18 protein-coding genes are annotated in these 21054 nt (G+C 53.0%); 10 read left to right on the top strand and 8 right to left on the bottom strand.

Features of this window, described 5'->3' with window-relative positions; all coding sequences use genetic code 11:
• Window positions 1–6: 6 nt before the first annotated feature.
• Window positions 7–468: a hypothetical protein gene (locus ACO0K9_RS12760; protein ID WP_422985417.1), complete on the top strand. Its 462-nt coding sequence runs from the start codon at window positions 7–9 to the stop codon at window positions 466–468.
• 197 nt (window positions 469–665) lie between these two features.
• Here ACO0K9_RS12760 and ACO0K9_RS12755 read toward each other — a convergent pair whose 3' ends face one another.
• From ACO0K9_RS12755 to ACO0K9_RS12745, 3 genes are read right to left on the bottom strand one after another with little or no spacing between them, the layout of a single operon-like run.
• On the bottom strand, window positions 666–1169 hold the full coding sequence (locus ACO0K9_RS12755; protein ID WP_422985415.1) for a M15 family metallopeptidase: 504 nt from the start codon (window positions 1167–1169) through the stop codon (window positions 666–668).
• Window positions 1166–2038 carry an N-acetylmuramoyl-L-alanine amidase gene (locus ACO0K9_RS12750; protein ID WP_422985413.1) on the bottom strand — a complete coding sequence of 291 codons (873 nt, stop codon included), beginning with the start codon at window positions 2036–2038 and terminating at the stop codon, window positions 1166–1168. The genes ACO0K9_RS12755 and ACO0K9_RS12750 overlap by 4 nt, the downstream gene beginning before the upstream one ends.
• On the bottom strand, window positions 2035–2991 hold the full coding sequence (locus ACO0K9_RS12745) for an N-acetylglucosamine kinase (protein WP_422985411.1): 957 nt from the start codon (window positions 2989–2991) through the stop codon (window positions 2035–2037). Before ACO0K9_RS12745 ends, ACO0K9_RS12750 begins: the two co-directional genes overlap by 4 nt.
• A 410-nt stretch (window positions 2992–3401) precedes the next feature.
• Between ACO0K9_RS12745 and ACO0K9_RS12740 the strand changes: the two genes are divergently transcribed.
• The 5 genes from ACO0K9_RS12740 (at window position 3402) to ACO0K9_RS12720 (ending at window position 9727) form a co-directional block, all read left to right on the top strand.
• Window positions 3402–4697, top strand: coding sequence for an MFS transporter (locus ACO0K9_RS12740; protein ID WP_422985409.1), 1296 nt, complete (start codon window positions 3402–3404; stop codon window positions 4695–4697).
• A gap of 3 nt (window positions 4698–4700) precedes the next feature.
• Window positions 4701–5702 carry a succinylglutamate desuccinylase/aspartoacylase family protein gene (locus ACO0K9_RS12735; RefSeq protein WP_422985407.1) on the top strand — a complete coding sequence of 334 codons (1002 nt, stop codon included), beginning with the start codon at window positions 4701–4703 and terminating at the stop codon, window positions 5700–5702.
• On the top strand, window positions 5642–7513 hold the full coding sequence (locus ACO0K9_RS12730) for an ABC transporter substrate-binding protein (RefSeq protein ID WP_422985405.1): 1872 nt from the start codon (window positions 5642–5644) through the stop codon (window positions 7511–7513). Before ACO0K9_RS12735 ends, ACO0K9_RS12730 begins: the two co-directional genes overlap by 61 nt.
• A gap of 161 nt (window positions 7514–7674) precedes the next feature.
• Window positions 7675–8274 (top strand): M15 family metallopeptidase, encoded by a 600-nt coding sequence (locus ACO0K9_RS12725; RefSeq protein WP_422985403.1) that lies wholly within the window; start codon window positions 7675–7677, stop codon window positions 8272–8274.
• Between the two features lie 115 nt (window positions 8275–8389).
• On the top strand, window positions 8390–9727 hold the full coding sequence (locus ACO0K9_RS12720; protein ID WP_422985401.1) for a serine hydrolase domain-containing protein: 1338 nt from the start codon (window positions 8390–8392) through the stop codon (window positions 9725–9727).
• Between the two features lie 17 nt (window positions 9728–9744).
• Here the strand turns inward: ACO0K9_RS12720 and ACO0K9_RS12715 are convergent, their stop codons facing one another.
• The gene (locus ACO0K9_RS12715; RefSeq protein ID WP_422985399.1) at window positions 9745–10647 is read right to left on the bottom strand and encodes a LysR family transcriptional regulator; all 903 of its coding nucleotides are present in this window, start codon (window positions 10645–10647) and stop codon (window positions 9745–9747) included.
• 59 nt (window positions 10648–10706) lie between these two features.
• The gene (locus ACO0K9_RS12710) at window positions 10707–11597 is read right to left on the bottom strand and encodes an N-acetylmuramic acid 6-phosphate etherase (RefSeq protein WP_422985397.1); all 891 of its coding nucleotides are present in this window, start codon (window positions 11595–11597) and stop codon (window positions 10707–10709) included.
• Between the two features lie 211 nt (window positions 11598–11808).
• Between ACO0K9_RS12710 and ACO0K9_RS12705 the strand changes: the two genes are divergently transcribed.
• Window positions 11809–12342 (top strand): L,D-transpeptidase family protein, encoded by a 534-nt coding sequence (locus tag ACO0K9_RS12705; RefSeq protein WP_422985395.1) that lies wholly within the window; start codon window positions 11809–11811, stop codon window positions 12340–12342.
• Window positions 12343–12372: 30 nt separating this feature from the next.
• A complete protein-coding gene (locus ACO0K9_RS12700; RefSeq protein WP_422985393.1) occupies window positions 12373–12612 on the top strand; it encodes a serpin family protein in 240 nt (79 codons plus the stop codon).
• Between the two features lie 71 nt (window positions 12613–12683).
• On the opposite strand, the gene ACO0K9_RS12695 is transcribed toward ACO0K9_RS12700, so the two are convergent.
• Complete coding sequence (locus ACO0K9_RS12695) at window positions 12684–15524, bottom strand: TonB-dependent receptor domain-containing protein (protein ID WP_422985391.1); 2841 nt, start codon at window positions 15522–15524, stop codon at window positions 12684–12686.
• 143 nt (window positions 15525–15667) lie between these two features.
• Between ACO0K9_RS12695 and ACO0K9_RS12690 the strand changes: the two genes are divergently transcribed.
• Window positions 15668–15802 carry a hypothetical protein gene (locus tag ACO0K9_RS12690; protein WP_422985389.1) on the top strand — a complete coding sequence of 45 codons (135 nt, stop codon included), beginning with the start codon at window positions 15668–15670 and terminating at the stop codon, window positions 15800–15802.
• Between the two features lie 118 nt (window positions 15803–15920).
• On the opposite strand, the gene ACO0K9_RS12685 is transcribed toward ACO0K9_RS12690, so the two are convergent.
• Both ACO0K9_RS12685 and ACO0K9_RS12680 read right to left on the bottom strand, forming a co-directional pair.
• On the bottom strand, window positions 15921–17465 hold the full coding sequence (locus ACO0K9_RS12685; RefSeq protein ID WP_422985387.1) for a glycoside hydrolase family 10 protein: 1545 nt from the start codon (window positions 17463–17465) through the stop codon (window positions 15921–15923).
• Window positions 17466–17617: 152 nt separating this feature from the next.
• On the bottom strand, window positions 17618–18772 hold the full coding sequence (locus tag ACO0K9_RS12680; RefSeq protein WP_422985385.1) for an acyltransferase family protein: 1155 nt from the start codon (window positions 18770–18772) through the stop codon (window positions 17618–17620).
• 665 nt (window positions 18773–19437) lie between these two features.
• Between ACO0K9_RS12680 and ACO0K9_RS12675 the strand changes: the two genes are divergently transcribed.
• Window positions 19438–21051: a ShlB/FhaC/HecB family hemolysin secretion/activation protein gene (locus ACO0K9_RS12675; RefSeq protein WP_422985383.1), complete on the top strand. Its 1614-nt coding sequence runs from the start codon at window positions 19438–19440 to the stop codon at window positions 21049–21051.
• Window positions 21052–21054 lie beyond the last annotated feature (3 nt).

Raw genomic sequence — 21054 nt, 5'->3', positions numbered from 1 at the left:
CACCCAATGCCGGGCTTGATCTCCATCTCACCTGAAAGCGATATCGAAATGCGCACTCCAAAATCTGTTGCAAGCCTTGAAAATCTTGGCCGCGAAAAATTATCCAGCTCATTTTTCATGCGCGATTTTTTGTACAGTGAAATAGGTAATTTTTATGGGGTGCCAAACATACCAGATGACCCTGATCTTGCTATAGAAGTGGGACGCAAATTATGTGAAGAATTATTGGAGCCTTTGCAAAATACTTTTGGCAGAATGGCCGTGCGATCTGCATATCGTTCACCTGCAATTAATGCGCTTGGTAATGAAAAAGGGCATGGTTGCGGTTCCAACGAAAGTAATTTCGCGGGCCACATTTGGGATCATGTTGATAGTAATGGCAATAAAGGCGCGATGGCTTGCATAGTAGTACCATGGTTTGCAGATCGCTATCAAAAAGGTGAGGACTGGCGAGCGCTCGCGTATTGATTCACAATCATTTACCCTATGCCGAGCTCCAATTTTTCCCAAAGTTATGTGCGTTCAATATTGCCTGGCATGAAAAACCGGTACGATCAATTTATAGCTATATTGAACCAAAAGGTTTGTTACTACGTGGTGAATCCGTAAACCCTGAATATGAAAAATTTTATCAAGGGTTTCCCGAGCTTAAGGGTTAATTAGTTTCAGGAATCAGCATAACACCAATGCCAAGGCTCATACTGAAACCCGCTGCTATTACCTGGCGGGTAAGACAGATGAAAGCCAAAGCGGCTGGCGTTGACTTGTAGCCAGGCGAAAGCTGGAGTGGTGTCGAAAGAAATTTCCAGTTCCGGGTCTTCCGGTGTGGCGATGTCGATGGCGCGGCCGGTATGGTGTTCGCTGTAGCCGGGTGGTGCGCATACCAGCAGGATATCTTGCAATACCATGCCGGCAGCGAGTTTGTCGCGGATGATGTCGGTTTGCCTGGCGATGCTGCGAAAGGCCGATATCATCAACAGGGCGATGCCATCCTGCATGGCGGCGGTTTTCATGGCTTGCCATGCCTGATTGGCGGCAGGGGTCAGTAAATATTCCCTGCCATCTTCACCGGTTTCTGCCAGTACCAATTCCTGTGCTTCATCCTGTTCAATCAGGCCACGTTGTTGTATCAGTTGCGGCGGAATGACGAAGCTACCAGCCATTTTCATTTGGCTTTCAGATTGGCGAGCAGGGTATCGAGCATGGCGGCGGTTTCTGCATCAGGTGTGCCATCAAATTTTGCTGGACGATACTTGGTCTGGAAGGCGACCAGTACACTGCGGGTCGCTGCATCAAGTACACCACTCTGCGGGATGCCATAACCATATTGCGCCAGCTTTTGCTGGAACCATTTTACGTCCGGCAACTGCGATTCGAAGGCGGGCATGCGCTGGGCGACTTCTTCTGGCTGGGGCCAGGGTATCAAACCGGCATCGGCCAATTGCTTCCAGGGGAACATCGGGCCTGGGTCGGATTTGCGCTGTGGCGCAATGTCAGAATGGCCGAGTATGTATTCAGGGCGTATCTGATAACGGGCAGAGATATCTTTCACCAGCGTGATGACGCGGTCTATCTGCGCCTGCGGGAAGGGGAAGTAGATACGGCCTTCAGGCGTATCCTTGAAGCCCTGGTTGACGATTTCTATGCCTATGGAGCTGGCATTCAGGCGGCTATAGCCTTTCCATTCGCTCAGCCCGGCGTGGTAGGACATGCGGTTTTCCGGCACCAGTTGCCAGACCTTGATGGGGTCTTCATCACCGACCAGATAGTGGGCACTGACACCCTGTTCGCTCAGCACGCGCAGTGAGGTAGGCTGATCGATGGCGGTGTAATGCAGGATGAGGAACTGCACGCGCTCTTCCTGGCTTTTGGCAAAAATACTTTTGTCTATGCCATTTTCAATATAAGGCTCTGCTGCTTTGATGGCTGGCTTGGGGGCCGTGTTGATGCTTGTTGCAGTATTCACGGTTGTGCTGGCACAGCCGCTGAGGAAGATGCTGAGGACTGCCATCAAGCTATATAGATTAGTTTTTTTCATAGTCTGTTTTTGAGTTGTCGGGCAGCCAGTCTGGCTGCGGAAAAATGGGCCTGGCAGGTACTCTGGCGCAGACTGACTTCTGGCGGCAGATGGGTGCGCAGGGATTCAACGATGGCAGGGTGCAGTTCCTGTACCCTGCCGCTGAGTGCGATCGGTTTATTGCCAAAGCGGGTACACATGGCTTGGCCCAGGCGCGCCAGTTCTTTGCCGGCATTTTGCAATATGTCCATGGCTACAGGGTCGTTATTGGCGGCGGCGGCAACTGCCAGTGCCAGTTTGCCGATATCACCGCGGCTGCGGTGGTAAATGAAATCGCGTGAGGCATTCCAGTCATTACCGCCTATCAGTTTAAACAGGCGTTTCGCCATGTCAGATTCTTTCCAGTGATCGGGATGTTCATCTTCGGCACGCCATAATTTGCGCATGGCTTCGCGGGCTATCCAGAAACCTCCACCCGCATCATCCAGCAAATACCCACGCCCACCGGCACGATGGAATTTTCCCTCGGTATCAATAAAGGCGGCGATGGAGCCAGTGCCTGCATAGATCAGGTAACCAGTACCGGGTTTGAAAATATCCATGTAAGCGATTTCTATGTCATTGCTGACAGAAATCCAGTTGTCTTCCAGGCCAAAGCTGTCAGCTAGTATGTTTGGCAAGGTATGGGCATCGCCACCAAAACCGGTAATGCCGGCACGTATGCTGCCAACCTGGCCATGGCTGCTCGCCGTGGCTGCCAGGCCGGCAAAAATCTGGCGCAATGCTTCTATGCCTGCGGCGTTATCGGTTTGTAGTGCAGTCAGGCCAGCGGCAGTGCCACTGGCAAGTATCTGTTCGTCCTGGGTTGCCAATGCCCAGCGTGTTTGCGTGCCGCCTGCATCGATGCCCAGGGCGATCGGCTTGGCCTGGCCTGGCGCCTGTTCCTGCCGGTCAGATGCCATGTCAGCGAGCATAAACGGAAAATTCCTGGGAAATTGATGGGCCATCGTTGAACTGAATCGTAATAACGTGCAGTTGTTCGTTTATCATAGGGCGCTTCTGGCGCTGGCAACGAATGAAAAGATGCACCCGGGTTATAACTTTTTGCTATGAACCCGCCGCAAAATTTCAATCGTATTTTCCCCGCTTTACTGGGAACATGTATCGTAAGAACCTGTTTGCGATCTTACTGCGCGCGCGTGATCGGGGCTCATGTGCTGCTCAAAATGCTCATGTACTTGAGTACATTCCGCTTTTTGCGCTGCGTTTTTGTTACCCTTACACCCGCTGATGCACGTACGTTTGCTCGCTACAGATCGCAAACAGGTTCTAAGACCAGCCTTGTAACTTAGCTCACGATCAGATTTCAAGAAAAAAGACCACAATGACAAGCGAGATAGTAAACAGCAAGCAAGCTACCCCGGTGCCCGAATTATGGCGCTGGATACCGTCATTGTATTTCAGTCAGGGAATTCCATACGTAGTCGTAATGACACTTTCCGTGATTATGTACAAAAAGCTGGATATTTCCAATTCGGATATTGCTTTTTATACAAGTTTACTCTACCTACCTTTTGTGATCAAGCCCTTGTGGGCACCTTTCGTGGATATGTACAAGACCAAGCGTTTCTGGATCATCACGCTGGAATTGCTGATCGGTGCGCTGTTTGGGGGGGTGGCACTGATCATACCCATGCCTGGCTTCTTCCAGGCGACCTTGCTGGTGTTCTGGTTGCTGGCTTTCAGCGCCGCCACTCATGACATCAGTTCTGACGGGTTTTACATGCTGGCGCTGGAACAGCATCAGCAGGCGGCATTTGTCGGCGTGCGCAGCATGTTTTTCCGGATGGCCATGCTGACCGGACAGGGCGTCCTGGTGTATCTGGCCGGTACCTTGCGTGACCTGACCGGCAATCCCAGGCTGGGCTGGGTCGTGGTTTTTGCCGTGCTGTCGGTGATGTTCATCAGCCTGTCTGCTTATCATAAATATGCCTTGCCACAGCCAGCTAGTGACCGTGCGCATGGCGATCCGAATCAGGTGCTCGCTACTTTTCTGACGATTTTTGGCAAGTTCATCAAAAAGAAAAATGTGTTGATCAGCATTGCCTTCCTCTTGCTGTATCGTTTTGGTGAAGCGCAACTGGTGAAAATCGCACCGCTGTTTTTGGTGGATGCGGTCGACAAGGGTGGACTGGGTCTGACGACACAAGGTGTGGGCCTGATCTATGGCTCCATAGGCATGGGAGCGCTAACCGTGGGTGGGCTGGCTGGTGGTGCGCTGATTGCACGCTTTGGACTGAAGCGTTGTCTGTGGCCAATGGCAATGGCGATCAATGTGCCCCATCTGGTATATGTGTACCTGGCATTTGTGCAGCCCCAGAGTGACATACTGATCGGTATCGCCGTCGCTTTTGAACAAATGGGTTATGGTTTTGGTTTTACCGCCTATGTCCTGTATATGATCATGATTGCCGATGGTGAGCACAAGACCGCCCACTATGCAATCTGTACCGGCTTCATGGCCATGAGCATGATGCTGCCTGGTCTGTTCAGCGGCTGGTTGCAGGAACTATTGGGCTATTCGCACTTTTTTGTCTGGATCTGTATTGCCGCCATCCCCACCTTTGTGGTGACGGCCCTCATTAAAGTAGACCCGGCTTTTGGCAAGAAAGCCGAATGAACCATGAATAAAACAAACTATCCTTATGCTTTTCAAAGCACTAGTTTCCAGTCGCCGCAGACCGGAACTACCGTCATCATTACCGGTGCCGTGCATGGCAATGAAACCTGTGGTAGCCAGGCCATCCGGCGCGTCATCAGCGAACTGGAAAGCGGTATCCTGCAACTGATTTCTGGCCGCGTGACCCTGGTGCCGGTATGTAATCCACTGGCTTACCAACTTGGGCAACGTGAAGGGGAACGCAATCTGAACCGTCGCCTGATACCTACGAATGATGTCAAAGAATTTGAAGATCATGTCGCCAACTGGTTATGCCCCCTGTTTGCCCAGCACGAAGTCTTGCTGGACCTGCATTCCTTTCGCAGCCAGGGCGAGGCCTTTGTTTTGATCGGGCCGGAAAACAACCGTGCGCCCCTCGAATCCTTCAGTTACGCCAAACATGAACTGGCCATGGCCATGCGTCTGGGCGTACACCGGCTGGTAGATGGCTGGCTGAGTACCTATGCACGTGGTGTGCAGCGCCGCCAGCAGCGGCTCGCCCATGATGCTGACGCCAAAACCCTGGCGAATGCGAATACCCAGTTTGGTGTCGGCACCACAGAATACATGCGCTCTGTCGGTGGCTATGCGATGACACTGGAATGTGGCCAGCATCTTGATCCGCAGGCACCCGCAGTCGGCTACCAGGCCATTGTCAACAGCCTGCGTCATCTTGGCGTGATCGCCGGCCCGGCGCCCGGGCCGGTGGCACAGATGGAAGCACTGAGAATCTATGACGTCATCGATAAATTCCATGTGGATGATTGTTTTGTGCGTGAATGGCGCAGTTTTGACGCATTGAAGCAGGGCGATCTGATCGCCATCAGGGCAGATGGCAGCGAACTCAGGGCTGACCAGGATGGTCGCATTATCTTCCCCGATGCTGGTGCCAGCCCTGGTGAAGAATGGTTTTACCTGACCATGCCGAACCCGCGCCTGGCCAGTTTGTCAGGGGGCTGTGCATGAATTGTCGCCTGTTTTCAAGCCTGTTTTTTTCGCTGGCTGCTGCCAGTGTCGCAGCTTTGGTGCATGCTGCACCAGTTACATCAGCAGCACCCGCCGCAGAAAAAATATTACGGGTACTGGTGACCACGCCCGAAAGCGCACTGGATCCGGCTGTTGCATCGGATGTGCCTTCTGTCAGTATCAATGAAAATATTTTTGAACCCATGCTGCGCTATGACTATCTGGCGCGGCCACTCAAGCTCAAGCCGAATACCTTGAAAGCCATGCCCGAAGTGACGGATGAGGGCAAGACTTACACCCTGCATTTACAGCAGGGTATTTTCTTCACACCCGATCCGGCTTTCAACGGCAAACCGCGTGAACTGACGGCGGATGATTACATCTATAGCATCAAGCGCTTGTACGACCCCACCGTTAAATCGCCCTGGCTTTTCATGTTCGAAGGTAAGTTGCTGGGGGATGAAAAATGGCGTCCGGCCAAAGACGGCAAGCAGCAGGATTTCAATCTGCAGGCCAGCATCCCAGGCTTGCAGACCCTGGACAGGTATACCTTGCGCATACGTCTGAATGCACCGGACAGCAATCTCCTGTTTATCCTGGCGACTACCGCCACGGGTGCAGTGGCCAGGGAAGTGCTTGAGGCTTATCCTAACCAGGCCGGCAACCATCCGGTGGGCACCGGCCCATTCATGCTGGGGCAATGGCAGCGCAGTTTCAGGATTGAATTGCTGGCCAATCCGCAATACCGCAAAGTGGTTTTCAAGGACCAGGGTAACGATGAGGTTTCACGCAAGATTGCGACCGACCTGGCCGGGCAGACCTTGCCCCGGGTCAGCAAGGTTGAAATCAAGGTTATTGAAGAACAGCAGTCGCGTGTGCTGGGATTTCTGAATCATGAATTTGATTACCTGGAACAGGTCCCGGCCCCCTTGTCGAACATGGTGCTGGACGAAGGCAAGCTGAAACCCGCGCTGCAGCAGCAAGGCGTGCACCTGTCCCTGTTCACCCCCTTGCAAACCTATTACATGTGGATGAATATGGAAGATCCGGTCATAGGTGGTTATACCCCGGAAAAAATTGCCCTGCGTCGCGCGATTGCACTGGGCTATGACAGCCGGGAAGATATCGCCCTCATGGAAAAGGGCCTGGCAATACAGGCGCAATCAGCTCTGCCGCCAAATGTACTGGGCTATGATGCTGCCTATAAAAGTCCGGTGCAATATGACCTGAAACTGGCGAATGCCCTGCTGGATAAGTTTGGCTATAAACGTGGTGCTGATCATTACCGCAGCCTGCCGGATGGCCTGCCCCTGCAATTGCAGATGCATACCCTGGCCAGTACCACTGGACGCCTGCGCGACGAAGTCTGGCGCAAGAATCTGGATGCACTCGGTATCCACGTCACTTTCAAGACGGACAAGCATTCGGAAATAATACGGGCTGCCCGCCTGGGCAAGGTGCAGATGACCGAAGCCAACTGGATTGCTGATTTTCCCGATGCAGAGAATTTTTACCAGCTGTTGTATGGTCCTAATGCAGGTCGAGCCAACTATGCACGCTTTAACCTGCCGGCTTTCAACAAATTATATGAGCAGGCAATACGTCTCAGTGATTCGCCGGAACGTACCGCCCTGTACCGCCAGATGGCGCAACTCATGCATGGCTACACGCCGTGGGTGACGCGTATCCATCCGGTTACGGCTGATTTGTCGCAAGCCTGGCTGCAAAACTACTATCGACATCCGGTAGACTTTACCAACTGGCGTTACCTGGATATTGATGTAGCAGCACGTAACAAGGCGCTTAAGTAGTGGCTGTAAATCGCGAATGTAAAAAGATGTTGGACGGCAGTAGGAAAAGCACGAAAATGATTATTCCTTCTGGTTATATGTTATCGGTAAGTTTTCATTGGCAGGGGAGGGGGACTATCCCTATGCTGCCAGTATGAAAAACTCTGTTGTATGGAGCCTTTGTGCGTTGTGAATTCATTGCTGATCACCCGGATTTTTGCCGGCTCGATACCGTAGACGGTATCGTCATCGATTTGCGCTATGTTGGTGCCGACAATTTTGTTGGGCGCGACTTGTATGGCAACCTCGATTGCAGTTGGTTGCACAGGGAAGCGGCACAGGCATTGCAGTCAGCCGTCCACTGGCTGCGCGACCATTACCCCGTTTACCGTATTCTGGTGCTGGATGCCTTGCGCCCCCACCGTGTCCAGGAAATGCTGTGGCAACATCTGGATGGCACGCCCCTGCGCATGTATGTGGCGGACCCGGCGCGCGGTTCCATCCATTCCTTTGGCATGGCGGTCGATGTCACGCTGATCGATGCCGATGGCAAGGAACTGGAGATGGGCAGTGGCTTTGATGCGATGGAAGAAAAATCCCATCCGGTACTGGAACAGAAAATGCTGGCAGACGGGCAAATAAGTCAGGATCACCTTGATCATCGTAATATCCTGCGGCAAGCCATGTTCCATGGCGGTTATCGCGGTATCAACAGTGAGTGGTGGCATTTCAATTGTGGTGACCCGGTCGTCGTACGCCAAACTTATCTGCGCATAGATTGATATGCGCGCCACCATGCAGATGGGATACCCAGGCCGGTGCAGGAATTTTTATCAGCGAGGGGCAGCTTACTTCTCAGTTGCCGTGATGGTCTCGTCCTTCTGGATGCCGGCAGCCATGGCACAAAACGTTACTGGTGTTCAGGCAAAGCTTGATCGCCAGGTGACCAAAGAGCTGGCGAGCATCGTTGCCAATCCCCAACGACCTCTTGCCGGGCTGTCGGTAGTGAGCATTAAAGACGGCAAGATCGCGTACCAGCAACAGTTTGGTTATCGCTATATTGATCGCGACAATCCCGACCATACGCTGGCGGTGGATGCACATACCCTGTTCCGGGTGGCGTCGCTGTCCAAGATGGTGGCGGCTATTGGTGCAATGTGCCTGGTCGAGCAAGGCAAGCTGGACCTGGATGCCGATATCAGCCGCTACCTGGCTTATGTGGTCAGGAATCCGCATTTTCCCGATGCCGTGATTACCACCCGCATGCTGCTTAGCCATACTTCATCCCTGCGGGACGATGGGGGCTATAATTTCCCGTCCAATGTGAGCATGCAGAGTTTTCTCTTGCCTGCCGGTGCGCATTTTGATCGTGGCCTGCAGTGGGCTAATGCGGCAAATGCGGCAAATGCGGCTAGCGCGTCGGCGGGTGAAGATGTCGCACCGGGCAAATACTTTCACTACGTGAACTTGAACTGGGGTGTCCTCGGCACGGTCATGGAAGCCATCAGTGGCCAGCGCTTTGACGTATTTATGCGTGATACCGTCTTGCGTCCGCTGGGTATCACAGGAGCCTACCATCCCGACCTGCTGTCAACGGATGAATTATCCCGGCTGGCTGTGCTCTACCGCAAGCAGGAAAATGAGACCTGGAATGTGCAAGGTCCGTGGGTGGCGCAGGCTGATGATTTTCGTACCAAGCCGCTGGTCAAACGATCACTGGACAATTATGTGCCGGGCACCAATGCCACCCTGTCCAGCCCACAAGGCGGCTTGCGGATTGATGTGCTGGGGCTGGCCCGCATCATGCTGATGTTGATGAATCAAGGCGAGATGGATGGCAAGCGTTTCTTGCAGCCAGCCAGTGTGCGTGCACTGCTCAGTGAACAGTGGCATTACGATAAAAATACCCGCAATGGGGATGCTTATCATGGCTTGTTCCAGGCCTGGGGCCTGGGTTTCCAGCGTTTCAGCGATGTCAGTGCCCCTCACTATGGCGACCGGCTGGTAGATGGGCTGGTAGCTGAGGTGAAAGGAAAACCGTCATTCAAGGCTGTCGGGCATCTGGGTTTTGCCTATGGTCTGCAATCCGGCTTCATGTTTGACCCGGCTACACGCAATGGCATGATATATGTCATCAGCGGCGTTGCTGCGGATCCCGAAAAAAATCCGGGCAGGTATTCCAGTCTCAGCCTGTGGGAAGAGCAAATTCTCACTGCCTTGTATCGTCTTTTTTAATCGATACGCGTTGAAAATTACGAGGTGCGGGCAATAAACTCTGCACCCGCTTCTTTGATGGATTCTACAAAAGCGCGGGCCGAACGTGACAGCGGGGTGGATTTTACGGTCAGTAAATACAAATCCACTGGCACATTCGGGGACAGTGGGCGGCACTGTACCTTGCTGTGATCAGATGTCGCTGCGGTGAAAGGGTCAATCACTGCCGCGCCGGCACCCAGTTCCACCAGAGTTCTGGCTAGCAGATAAGTCTGCACCACCGTGTAAGAAGTGAAACTCAGGCCCTGTTCTTCACAGGCATCCATGACGCGGCTGACCAGATGGTCATCCAGGTCCAGCGCGATCAGGTTTTTTGGCAAATCGCTGACCGGCAAGGCAGTATTGTCCAACTGCCTGGACCAAGTGCCTATGGGCGCAATGGCTGTCATGCTGCCGCGTATCAGTGGTTCAGACGCAATGTTCGGATGGCAGGGGTCATACAGGGACAGGGCAAAGTCTACGTCGCCCAGCAGTAAAGCATTGACGATTTCGCTGGTATGGTGGGTCGCCAGCGTGCAATGGACATGGGCAAATTTCTTGCGCCATGCTGCAAGTGCGGCAGGCACGACGGTAATCGAAAGCGTAGGTGTCGATGCCAGGCGCACCGCTTCGTCAGGATGATTTTTCAGGTTGCTGGCCAGTCGGCGGACTGATTGCAGATCACGGTTCAGGCGATCCACTTCGGCAAACAGCTTGTGTGCTTCTGGTGTCGGATGCAATTTTCCCTTGATGCGTTCAAACAGCTTCAGGCCCAGTTGAATTTCGCAGTGTTGCAAGACCTTGGTCGCTGCCGGTTGTGAGATATTCAGCAATTGCGCAGCGCCACTGATTGTGCCTGCCTGCATGATGGCGTGGAAAACTTCTATGTGACGCAGTCGCATGATTCAACCTGGGAGACAAAAACGAACTAAATTGTAACGCGTTGCCAGCGTTGCTGTGCTTACTTTTGCTGCACCTGCAAGGCGCGCCGCAAATCGTCACCACATTCTGCCAGTCTGGTGTTGGCATTTGCCACGCTGATATGGCGCAGAATGGCAAGAATGGCGGTCTTCACATGAAAATCGCATTCTTCCAGTACGCGACGGCAATGGGTTTCATCACGACCTGTGGCGTGCATGGTCAGGCTGACTGTGCGTCGCAATAGTTTGACATTGGTGGGTTTGACATCCACCATCAGGTTGCCATAGACCTTGTGCAGCCGCACCATCAGTGCAGTAGAAAAACTGTTCAGTGCTACTTTTTGCGAGGTGCCGGCCTTTAACCTGGTGCTGCCGGAAATGACTTCATTGCCGGTATCAAGGGTAATACCGATATCGGCCGCGCTGGTCACCGGTGCATCCGGATTATTTGCAAAGCCTATGGTCAATGCGCCGGTGGCGCGTGCCGCCTGCAATGCACCCAGTACATAGGGGGTGGCACCGGATGCCGCTATCAGCAACACCACATCATTCGCAGTCAGTGCCAGTTCACGAATTTCGCTGGCACCTTGTCCAGCATCATCTTCCGCCCCTTCCACCGCAACAAACATGGCCTGTTTGCCACCAGCCAGCAGCGACAGCGCACGCTCGTTTGGCCACGAGAAGGTAGGCAGCAATTCCACCCCGTCCAGCACTCCCAGGCGGCCCGAGGTGCCGGCACCCACATACACCAGTCGGCCACCAGCCAGTATGCGCGGGGCGGCTGCATCGACTGCAGTGGCAATACGGGTTGCTACCTGACTGACGGCCCGTATGGCATTGAACTGGTCATCAATCAGGACATGCAGCAATTCTTCCGTGGGATACAGGTCCAGATCGGTGTGGCTGCTACTGGGGGTTTCGGTATTCAACATGGTGTTCTTTCTGGTGCTCATTCTCATAACTTATAGGCTGGGAATGAAGTACACAAATGAAAGCTCATCGCTGGTCCATAACTTCAGGTAATGTATCCAGCTACAAGAAGTATTTGCGGGTAGCTTTTGTTCAGCTTAAGCTCAATTTCTATTTTCCGAAAGATGAGAAATGTCCACACGTCATCGTAACAATTTCATTGTACTCATGTTGATGTCAGTACTGCTTTTGGCAGGCTGCCAGTCAACCTGGTTTCAAGTTGCTGATACACGACATCAGTTGATCATTTCTGTGCCTGAACAAAGAATGCATGTATTGGAAGATGGCAAGGAAATCGCCAGCTATCCGGTCTCGACTGCCAAGCGCGGCGTCGGCGACTTGCCTGACAGTTACATGACTCCCGGTGGCCGCATGCAGGTGGCAGAGAAAATTGGTGATGGCGCACCCATGGGCACGGTTTTCAAGGACCGCAAGCCAACTGGCGAAATCGTGGCAGCCGATGCGCCTGGCCGTGACCCTGTCGTTACCCGTATCTTCTGGCTGCGCGGACTGGAAGAACGTAATCGCAATGCCTATCCCCGTTTTATCTATATCCATGGCACACCACAGGAAAGCCTGCTGGGGTCGCCAGCCAGCTTTGGCTGCATACGCATGCGTTCGGTCGATATCGCTGAATTATATGAGCGTGTCGGTACCGGCGCCCAGGTTGATGTCATAGAGACAGATTTTGTTGCCAGTCTGCCATAAAGCAGGTCTATATTCTGGTCGTACAATTCGATGGCAAATTGCATACATTTGCAGGCTGATTTGCTTATCGGGCACAAGGCATTGATCAATGTCGACGAAAAGGGAACTGAAGCGGCAGCCGCTACCGGCGTCGTGGCTGGGGTGACCGGCGTGATTGTCGATACACCCATCCAGGTGACACTCGATCACCTTTTCCTGTTCATGATACGCGATCGTCACACGGGGTTGATCGTCTTTATCGGCAAGCTCATGAATCCGGCGGGCAATTAGCCCTCAAAAAAAGCCGATGAAAAAATCCCCTGATGTGGAAAACATCAGGGGATTTTTTATTTGCCAGACGATTACTTGAACTTGTAATTTGCCAGCAAGGTGAAAGAACGGCCGCGTGGGTCTGCTACGCGCGGTTCCCATGAACTGCCGGCACCGGTATTGCTGTCATAGGTGATGGCAAACGGTGGGTCGGTATTGAAGATGTTCTTCATGCCTGCCGTCAGCGTCAGGCTCTTGATGCCGCTATAGGTCACGCTCATGTTGTAGATGGTATAGGCTTTGACATCCGGATTGTAGTCCGAAGGCATGACCAGACCGCTTTGCACACCAGGCAATACCTGATCTTTATAACCGGCACGATAAATCTGTGTCAGCATCCCTGTCCAGTTACCTTCGGTATAGGTGACAAAGGCAGTGTGCTTCCACTTCAGGCCAAGATCGCCGGTGAAGGTGAATCTGCCGACTTCGCTGGCACCATAGGGGGCGTTAGCCATAGGGCGGGATTTTTTCTCCAGCAGGTATGAACCATCCAGACCGGCTGTCCATTTGCCACGCAGGATTTCGCCATTCGCTTTAGCCCCCACTTCTACACCACGGGTGATGCTGGAGCCAGCATTGACCCAGCGTTGATCAACAAAGGCCAGGGCGCCAGTGCTGTCACGCAAGAACTGATCCCTGAACAGGTCATAATTTTGCAGCATGGTGGTCAGGTCTATGGACATGATGGAATTTTCCTTACGGATTTCCCAGATGTCAGCATTGGCACTGAAGTTACTGCTTGGTGCCCAGACTACGCCTACTGTGCCCTGTTTGGCTTTTTCCGGGCCCAGTGTGGTTTTACCACCGGTCAGGATATTCGGTGTAATGGCGGAGCAGCCGGGTTTGCTGCTATCGACTTTCAAGGTCGGGCAAGTGGCCGGATCGGCCAGGTCTTTGCCTGCATAAGGTGAATCGGTAATGCCGTTAAACAACTGGTTGAAAGACGGTGCACGGAAACCCGTATTGTACGAACCACGGAACAGCAAGGTATCTGTCGGCGTATAGCGGAAAGCTACTTTGGGGTTGAAGGTATTGCCAAAACCGGAATAGTGATCCTGGCGACCGGCAACGGTGACTTCCAGTGATTTGAACACTGGCACCAATACCTCTGCATAGACGGCACGTATATCGCGGCTGACTTTAGGCAAGGCATTGCCGTCATCGAATGGTGCATTCAGAATGGCAGGGCGGACACTGGATACTCGCAGATCGCCATTGAAAGTATATTCTTCCTTGCGCACGTCCGTGCCAACGGCGGCCATGACCGCACCTGCAGGCAATTGCCAGACTTCACCAGAAAGGGCCGCGTCTGCCTGCGTCAATGTGGTTTTACCACCATACAGGGTGACACCAGCAGCAGACGTGCTATTGATCAGATCAAGCGCAGCTTGCGACTGTTTTTCACCGGGTTTCAGGAAAGGATTGATGATTCCGGTACCCAGCGCATTCGCCAGGGCCACCGTGTAGTTATAACCAGTACCCAGTTTCGATTCGGATTCGCTGTAGGCGCGCGACAAACCAACGCGGTAGTCCCATTTGCCGATCTGGCCATCAGCGCCCAATTGCAGGCGGGCAGCTTCTGTCTTGGTAGTGATCTCACGGTTACCGCATTCCATACAACGCCAGCGGTAGGCGATAGGCGCACCACGATTCGCTTCTATGCTGGGGAATACCGCAACAATCGCATTGAAGACAGAATTATAGGCAGCTCCTGTGCTTGGATAAAATGAAGAAGCAGGGAAGTTGGTGCCAGGGGAAACCTGATTCGGCGAAAAACGCTTGGATACTTCAACCTGAGAGCCGACTGCTTCAGCAAACAATTGATGGGTACCTATCTTGAACGTGGCACGTCCGACAAAGTTATCATTTTTGACGGGCTGTTGCAGTACCGCAGCGCGGCCAGTATCCCAGGCGCAAGCATATTTGGAGGAAGCCACATCCCACAGCTTGGCGTCATAAGCCGCCATGCCATCGACGGCACCACAGCCCGCGCCACCTGGCAGGTTAAGTACATTGATGGCACTCATGACCTGGGTCGTACCAGGCAAGACCGGGCCGTTATTACTCTTGTTGCTGAGTATGGTATTGGCCAATGAGGTTGCAAATACCGTGGCATTAGGTGTACCACGCGTATCAACCGACAAACCGCGATTGGGCTGGAAGGTATTGACGAAATCGCGCTGGTCGCCGCGCAGGGCATCATTTTCGCTATGGGCTGCCGTCAGCAAGACATTGTAATTATCCTTGTCCAGATCACCAAAACCACCGACCACGGAAACGCGTTTGATATTGCCGCCACCTTGTTGTGTCACGTCGGTGAACGCTTGTGCTTCCAGCCCGCTATAGTTCTTGCGCAGGATGAAGTTGATGACACCGCCTATGGCGTCAGTACCATAAATTGCCGACGCACCATCTTTCAGGACTTCAATTCTTTCGACTGCCGCCATGGGGATGGAGTTCAGATCGACTGCCGAACCTTTCATGCCGTGGGTGGCGACGCGTCTGCCGTTCAGCAGCACCAGCGTACTGTCCGCACCCTGACCGCGCAGATTGGCGGAAGAGGCGCCATTATTGCCGCGTTGCGCACCAGAGGTGACGTCAGCATTGCTGGCCAGGTTGTCAGAGCCATTGCCATTGATGTTCAGATTGGCAATAAACTGCTCGGCCGTCACAATGCCTGCGGCTTCCAGTTGTTTGCGGGTAATGATTTCAATCGGTACCGCACCTTCCACCGCAATACGTTTGATGCTACTACCAGTAATTTCAATTCTTTGCGGTACGTCTGCAGGTTTTTCCTGCGCCAGCACCAAGCCGCTACTACCGGCTGAGATGCCTATCAGGGCGATGCACCGGGCTATTGTCTTTAACTTCACTGGTCTCTCCTTGAGGTCAAACTACATTGATTTTTAAGCTGAATTGAAGGCAATTCCGACGAAATGCGATCAGAATTGATATAAATATTTATTATGTATTCCAGACTAGGGTTTCGCGCTTGTTGGTGACAAATGAAAATTTCATGACGGGCGATAACCAAAAGATATGGGATTTGGGCACTATGTCAGCCTTCCCAAGCACGGCGCAGATTTTGTTCTGGCCGCAATGGGAAGTGAACGAAAAAATGTGCGTGATACAGCTTGCAGAACGTATCTAAAAACCACACTTTGATATCTGTTTTTTTGCCGGGCGCTGGAAAATCAGGGATGGACAGGGTGGCTGCCCGGCCTAGTCTGGCCATATGCCACCAGACCCGGGGGAGAATACTGGCAGTCCTATGGCAGGCTATAACTGGAACGCATGCTTTCCTGGCCGGTACGGCTGATGGCCGATACGGTAATCTGTTTGATGGCACCGGATTGTGGGTCATCGGATAAATCCAGTCGCATGCTCTGTGCCGGGACAACGCTGAACAGCCATTGCTGACCAGTACGCTTCCAGATTGCCAGCAGGCGGGTATTGGCCAGATCAGGGATGGACACCTGCAGCGACTTCTTGTCCTCACTCAATTCTAGCACTGGGCTGCCGGGCGGTTTCTTGTCCAGCCAGGAGCTGGCAGGTATCACAGCCTGCGACGTGTATTTCTCGGTGGCCAGGCGTTTGCGTATGTCCTTGCGATTCTGGTTCAGTGCCGCCATGCTGAAATGCACGTGACCGTTTCCGCCTTTTTCGCGCATGGCATCCACCTGGTTCAGGATTTCATCTGCCATCCAGGATTTGTCGCTGTTGTCGATGCGGCTGGTGTACAGGCCAGGCCAGACATGGCGGGCCATGACATTCTGTTCCAGCCAGTAATCATGCAAGACCTTGAAAGCCTGTGGCCCCTGGCCTATGGGCCAGTACAGTTGTGGTGCCAGGTAATCCAGCCAGCCATTGGCCAGCCACAGTTCCACATCTGCATACAGTTTGTCGTACTGGCTAAAACCGCTGATACCTGCCGGCAACCTGTCCGGGCGACCTATGCCAAAGGGACTGACGCCAAATTTGACCCAGGGTTTTTCCTGATGTACGCGCAGGTTAACGGTTTCCACCAGGTGATTCACGTTGCTGCGTCGCCAGTCGGCCCGCGCCATCCGTCCGCCGGACTGTAGATAGGCTATCCATGATGGATCATCAGGAAAATCCACTTCGTTGCCGTTCGCAGCCTTGATCGGGTAGGGATAGAAATAATCGTCGATATGGATGCCATCGACATCATAGCGGCGCACCACATCCAGGATCACGTTCAGGGTTTGCTGCATGGCGATTGGTTCACCCGGGTCCATCCATTGCAAGTCACCGTAAGTCTTGACGGCTTGCGGTGCCATGCGGCTGATATGGTTGCTGGCCATGATACTTTTGGATTGGGCAGTCCGCGCGCGGTAGGGGTTGAACCAGGCATGCAGTTCCAGCCCACGGGCATGGGCCTGTTCCAGCCAGAATTGCAATGGGTCGTAATACGGTTGCGGAGGCTTACCCTGTTCGCCGGTCAGGAATTCTGACCAGGGTTCAATGCTGGATGGATAAATGGCATCCGCTGCCGGACGCACCTGCAAGACGATGGCATTGAGTTTCAGTTGCACTGCATTGTCGAGAATGACAATGGCTTCGGCTTTTTGTTTGTCACTGTTCAGGTCGCGTCGTGAAGGCCAGTCTATATTTGCCACGGTAGATACCCACACCGCCCGGAACTCACGCGGCAACGGCGGGGCCTCACGCGGCATCACCGGAAAACTGACCGGTGCATTTTGCGGGACCATGGGCAGCTCAGTTTTAGTAGCCTTGGCTATGGACTGTGGTTTTTCTGGAGGTGTGCTACAGGCCAGGAGCATGGCGCCCATACTGGCTGCTAACAGTGGAAGCCTGATCTTTTTCAGGAACGAGGTCGTCAAGGTAAAATTCTGAAGCGAAAACATGCGTATGCTGATGCCGTAAGGAGGCGACAATGCGCCAAAAAATGCAAAAACTGCGAAAGACCTGAGATGCTACTGCATTACACTTTCACAAACCAGCGTTTCTTCCACATTCCCCAGGCAAACAGCAACATCATTAAATTGAACAGCAGGGCATACAGTAACGAGGCATTCACTGCAGTCAGCGGCAAAGCCTTGATCGGTGCATACAGCACCGCATGCAGGCTGGGGTTGCTGCCATCGGCTGCGTTGATATGGATAAATCCCATCATCTTGGCAATCAAGCCTGACAAGGTGAACAAAAACAGGGCGTTCATGCCATACATGATCAGCGGACGGCAAAACCTGGCCATACCGGTTTTGAGGCTGGCCGAAGGATTCGCATCCAGCAGCCAGTAAAAACAGGCCAGGCTGATCAGCGCCCAGCCGGTCATGAAGATGCTGTAAGAGGGTGTCCATAAACTTTTATTGATGGGCATCAGCACGCTGTCCAGTATCTGCCCCAGCGCCAGACAGGCCAGTCCGGCAGTGAATAACCAGGCCGTCTTGACGGCGGGATCCAGCTTGGCCGACAGGTAGCGCCCGGTCAGTACCCCCAGCATGACGCTGGCGACGGCTGGCAAACTGCTTAGCAAGCCTTCCGGGTCCCAGGTTTTGGAGCGCTTCCACAGATGACCATCCAGCAGCCAGCGATCCAGGTAAGCACCGGCATCCTTGCCGGGTTCCAGTACGGCTCTGGCCCAGTTGCCGTCTGCATCCGGCACACTGACAGCCAGCATGATGAGGGAATACACGGCCATCAGGGCGACTATCCACAGGCATTGCTGCTGCCAGTTACAGTAAATGACCAGCGGCGCTGCCAGCATGGTACACAGGGCGATGCGCTGCAATACGCCAGGAATGCGCACGGACTGGAAATCAAAACTGGGGATCAGGTTCAGCATCAGGCCAATCAGGAAAATCCAGCACGCACGCTTCAGCAATTGCCGCAGCAAGGGGCCTTGTGCATAGCCGGCCAGGATTTTCTGATTGGTCGACAGATGCAGGGAAACCCCGACAATGAACAGAAAGAAAGGGAAAATACAGTCGGTAAATGTCCAGCCCGACCATTCTGCATGCGCCAGTGGCGGATACAGATGACCCCAGTCACCCGGATTATTCACCAGGAACATGCTGGCGATGGTGAACCCGCGAAACGCGTCTAATGACAGCAATCTTGATGTATTCGTTGACATGCTGGTCCGGATGGCTGAATGGAAAAAAAGGGCGCTTGCGCGCCCTTGAAAAATCTCAATCGTCTTGGGGGAGTCCTGAGAGCAACCCAACAAATTCTGAAGGATTGCCATCATGATATGCACTAATACCAGTTTACTGCGATTGACTTTTTGTTAGGCACGTATAGACAAAGGTTATCCTTGTCTTCAACTTTTAGAATTGTACTGCGAGACTTTCTCTCTCCCTTCCTCTCTCTCCTTTTCTCTCCTGGGTAATTTTTGATGCAAAAAAAAACGACGCATCACTATGGCGGGAAATCATGTTGTTTGAATTTTGCCGAATTGTTGAAGTGCGGCAACAAGACAAGATGCCCGGCCCAGTCCACGCGTAATAACACGGCAGGTGCATAAACATCAAGTCCAATTTGCTGCCAGGTCAGGAGATGTAAGAAATAGCAACATTCTGCTTGTGGTCCGAATTGGATTGCAGGATACTTCGCTTGAGCAGGCATTCGCCTATTTCTTTTGCACATGTTCTGATTCCAGAGCCCACAGAGCAGCTCGTTTCTGTTTGGATGTAATACCGCAGTATTTTTCGATCGCTACCATCGGTATGGAGGAATGCAATCCCTCCTACTGTAAGAACTTGTTGACATGGCACGACTCAGCAACCGGGAAATCTTAGTATGAGACCGTTGAAGAACAAGCATTTCACATATCACCTTTCTGTTTGCCTGGCATTTGCCATTGGCCTGGGAGCCTGCTATCCGCTGGCAGCACAAGACACTGAAAGCGTCATTGGTCGCTTTGAGATCAGTGGTTTTGATGTCAAGGGCAATAATTTGCTGGCACCCGCAGCGATTAATGCATTGTTGGCTCCCTTTACTGGCAAGAACCGCAGTTTTGCCGATGTGCAGAGAGCATTGGAGGCACTGGAAAAAGCCTATCGCGACAAAGGCTATAGTCTGGTGCAGGTGGTGTTGCCGGAACAGGAATTGAATCAGGGCGTGGTCAAGTTCATTGTGGTGCAGGCACGCATAGGCAGTGTCAGTGTCAAGGGCAACAAGTTTTTTGATGAAGCCAATGTGCGTCGCAGCCTGCCGCAATTGCGCAAGGGCGATACACCGAATGTCGGGAAACTTTCTGAAAGCCTGAAAGCAGCGAATGAAAACCCTGCCAAGAAAACCAACCTGCAGTTCCAGACCGCCAATGATGACGGCGAAGTGAATGCCGTATTGAATGTGACCGACAGCAAGCCATGGACCATCGGTGCCACCGTGGACAATTCCGGTGACAGCAATACCGGCAAGAACCACGTGGGATTATTGTTCCAGCATGCCAATATCAGTGGCCGTGACGATGTACTCAGCCTGCAATACACGACGACCATGCAAAAGCCCAGCCAGTACAGTGTGTTTGGCGTTGGTTACCATCTGCCGATTTATGAGCTGGGGGATACGGTAGACCTGTATGCCAGTTATTCAAATGTCGATTCCGGCTCAGTCGTTGCTGGCATTTTCGACCTGGCGGTTAGTGGCCGTGGTTCGGTGGTTGGTGGCCGTTACAACTATAACCTGGGCCGCAAGGAGGATTTTGAATCGCGCCTGAGCCTGGGTTTTGATCATAAGGCCTACAAGAACAATGTTTCCCTGCTGGGTGTGCAACTGGGCAGTGACGTTACTGTGAATCCAGTCAGCCTGACGTATTCTGGCACCCACAGTTCTGCCAGTGGTGAAACCAGCGCCTACCTGACTGCCGTGCACAATTTGCCGGGCGGTGAAAAAGGCAAGACCGAAGATTTTCAGCGAGTGCGCAGCGGTGCTACTGCTGGCTACACCATAGTCCGCTATGGTGCCGGCTTCAGCCGGGTATTGCCGGCCGCATGGCAAGTGAAGCTGATGCTGAGCGGCCAATATACGCGGGACAGCCTGGTGCCAGGCGAACAGTTCGGTGCCGGTGGTGCCAGTAGCGTGCGCGGGTTTACTGAACGTGCACTGGCCAATGATTATGGTTCCCTGATCAGTGCAGAGATTTATACGCCGAATCTGTGTACCAGTTTTACCGCCAGTTTCACACAATGCCAGTTACTGGGGTTTTATGATGCAGCCCATCTGTCGCGCAACAAGGCCTTGCCTGGAGAATCAAGTTCGACTTCCCTTGCCAGTGTCGGCATCGGCGTCAGGCTGGCGATGTCACGGGCCATGTCCCTGCAAATGGATTATGGCAAATCCCTGAAAACACCTGACGAACTGAGCAAAGATGACAGGCGCTTGCATGTCAGGCTTGGCGTGAACTATTAATGA

Source organism: Undibacterium sp. Ji50W, assembly GCF_049340445.1.
Lineage (GTDB): Bacteria > Pseudomonadota > Gammaproteobacteria > Burkholderiales > Burkholderiaceae_D > Undibacterium.
The sequence above is the reverse complement of the archived record's forward strand: the minus strand, read 5'-3'. Positions and strand labels throughout refer to the sequence as shown.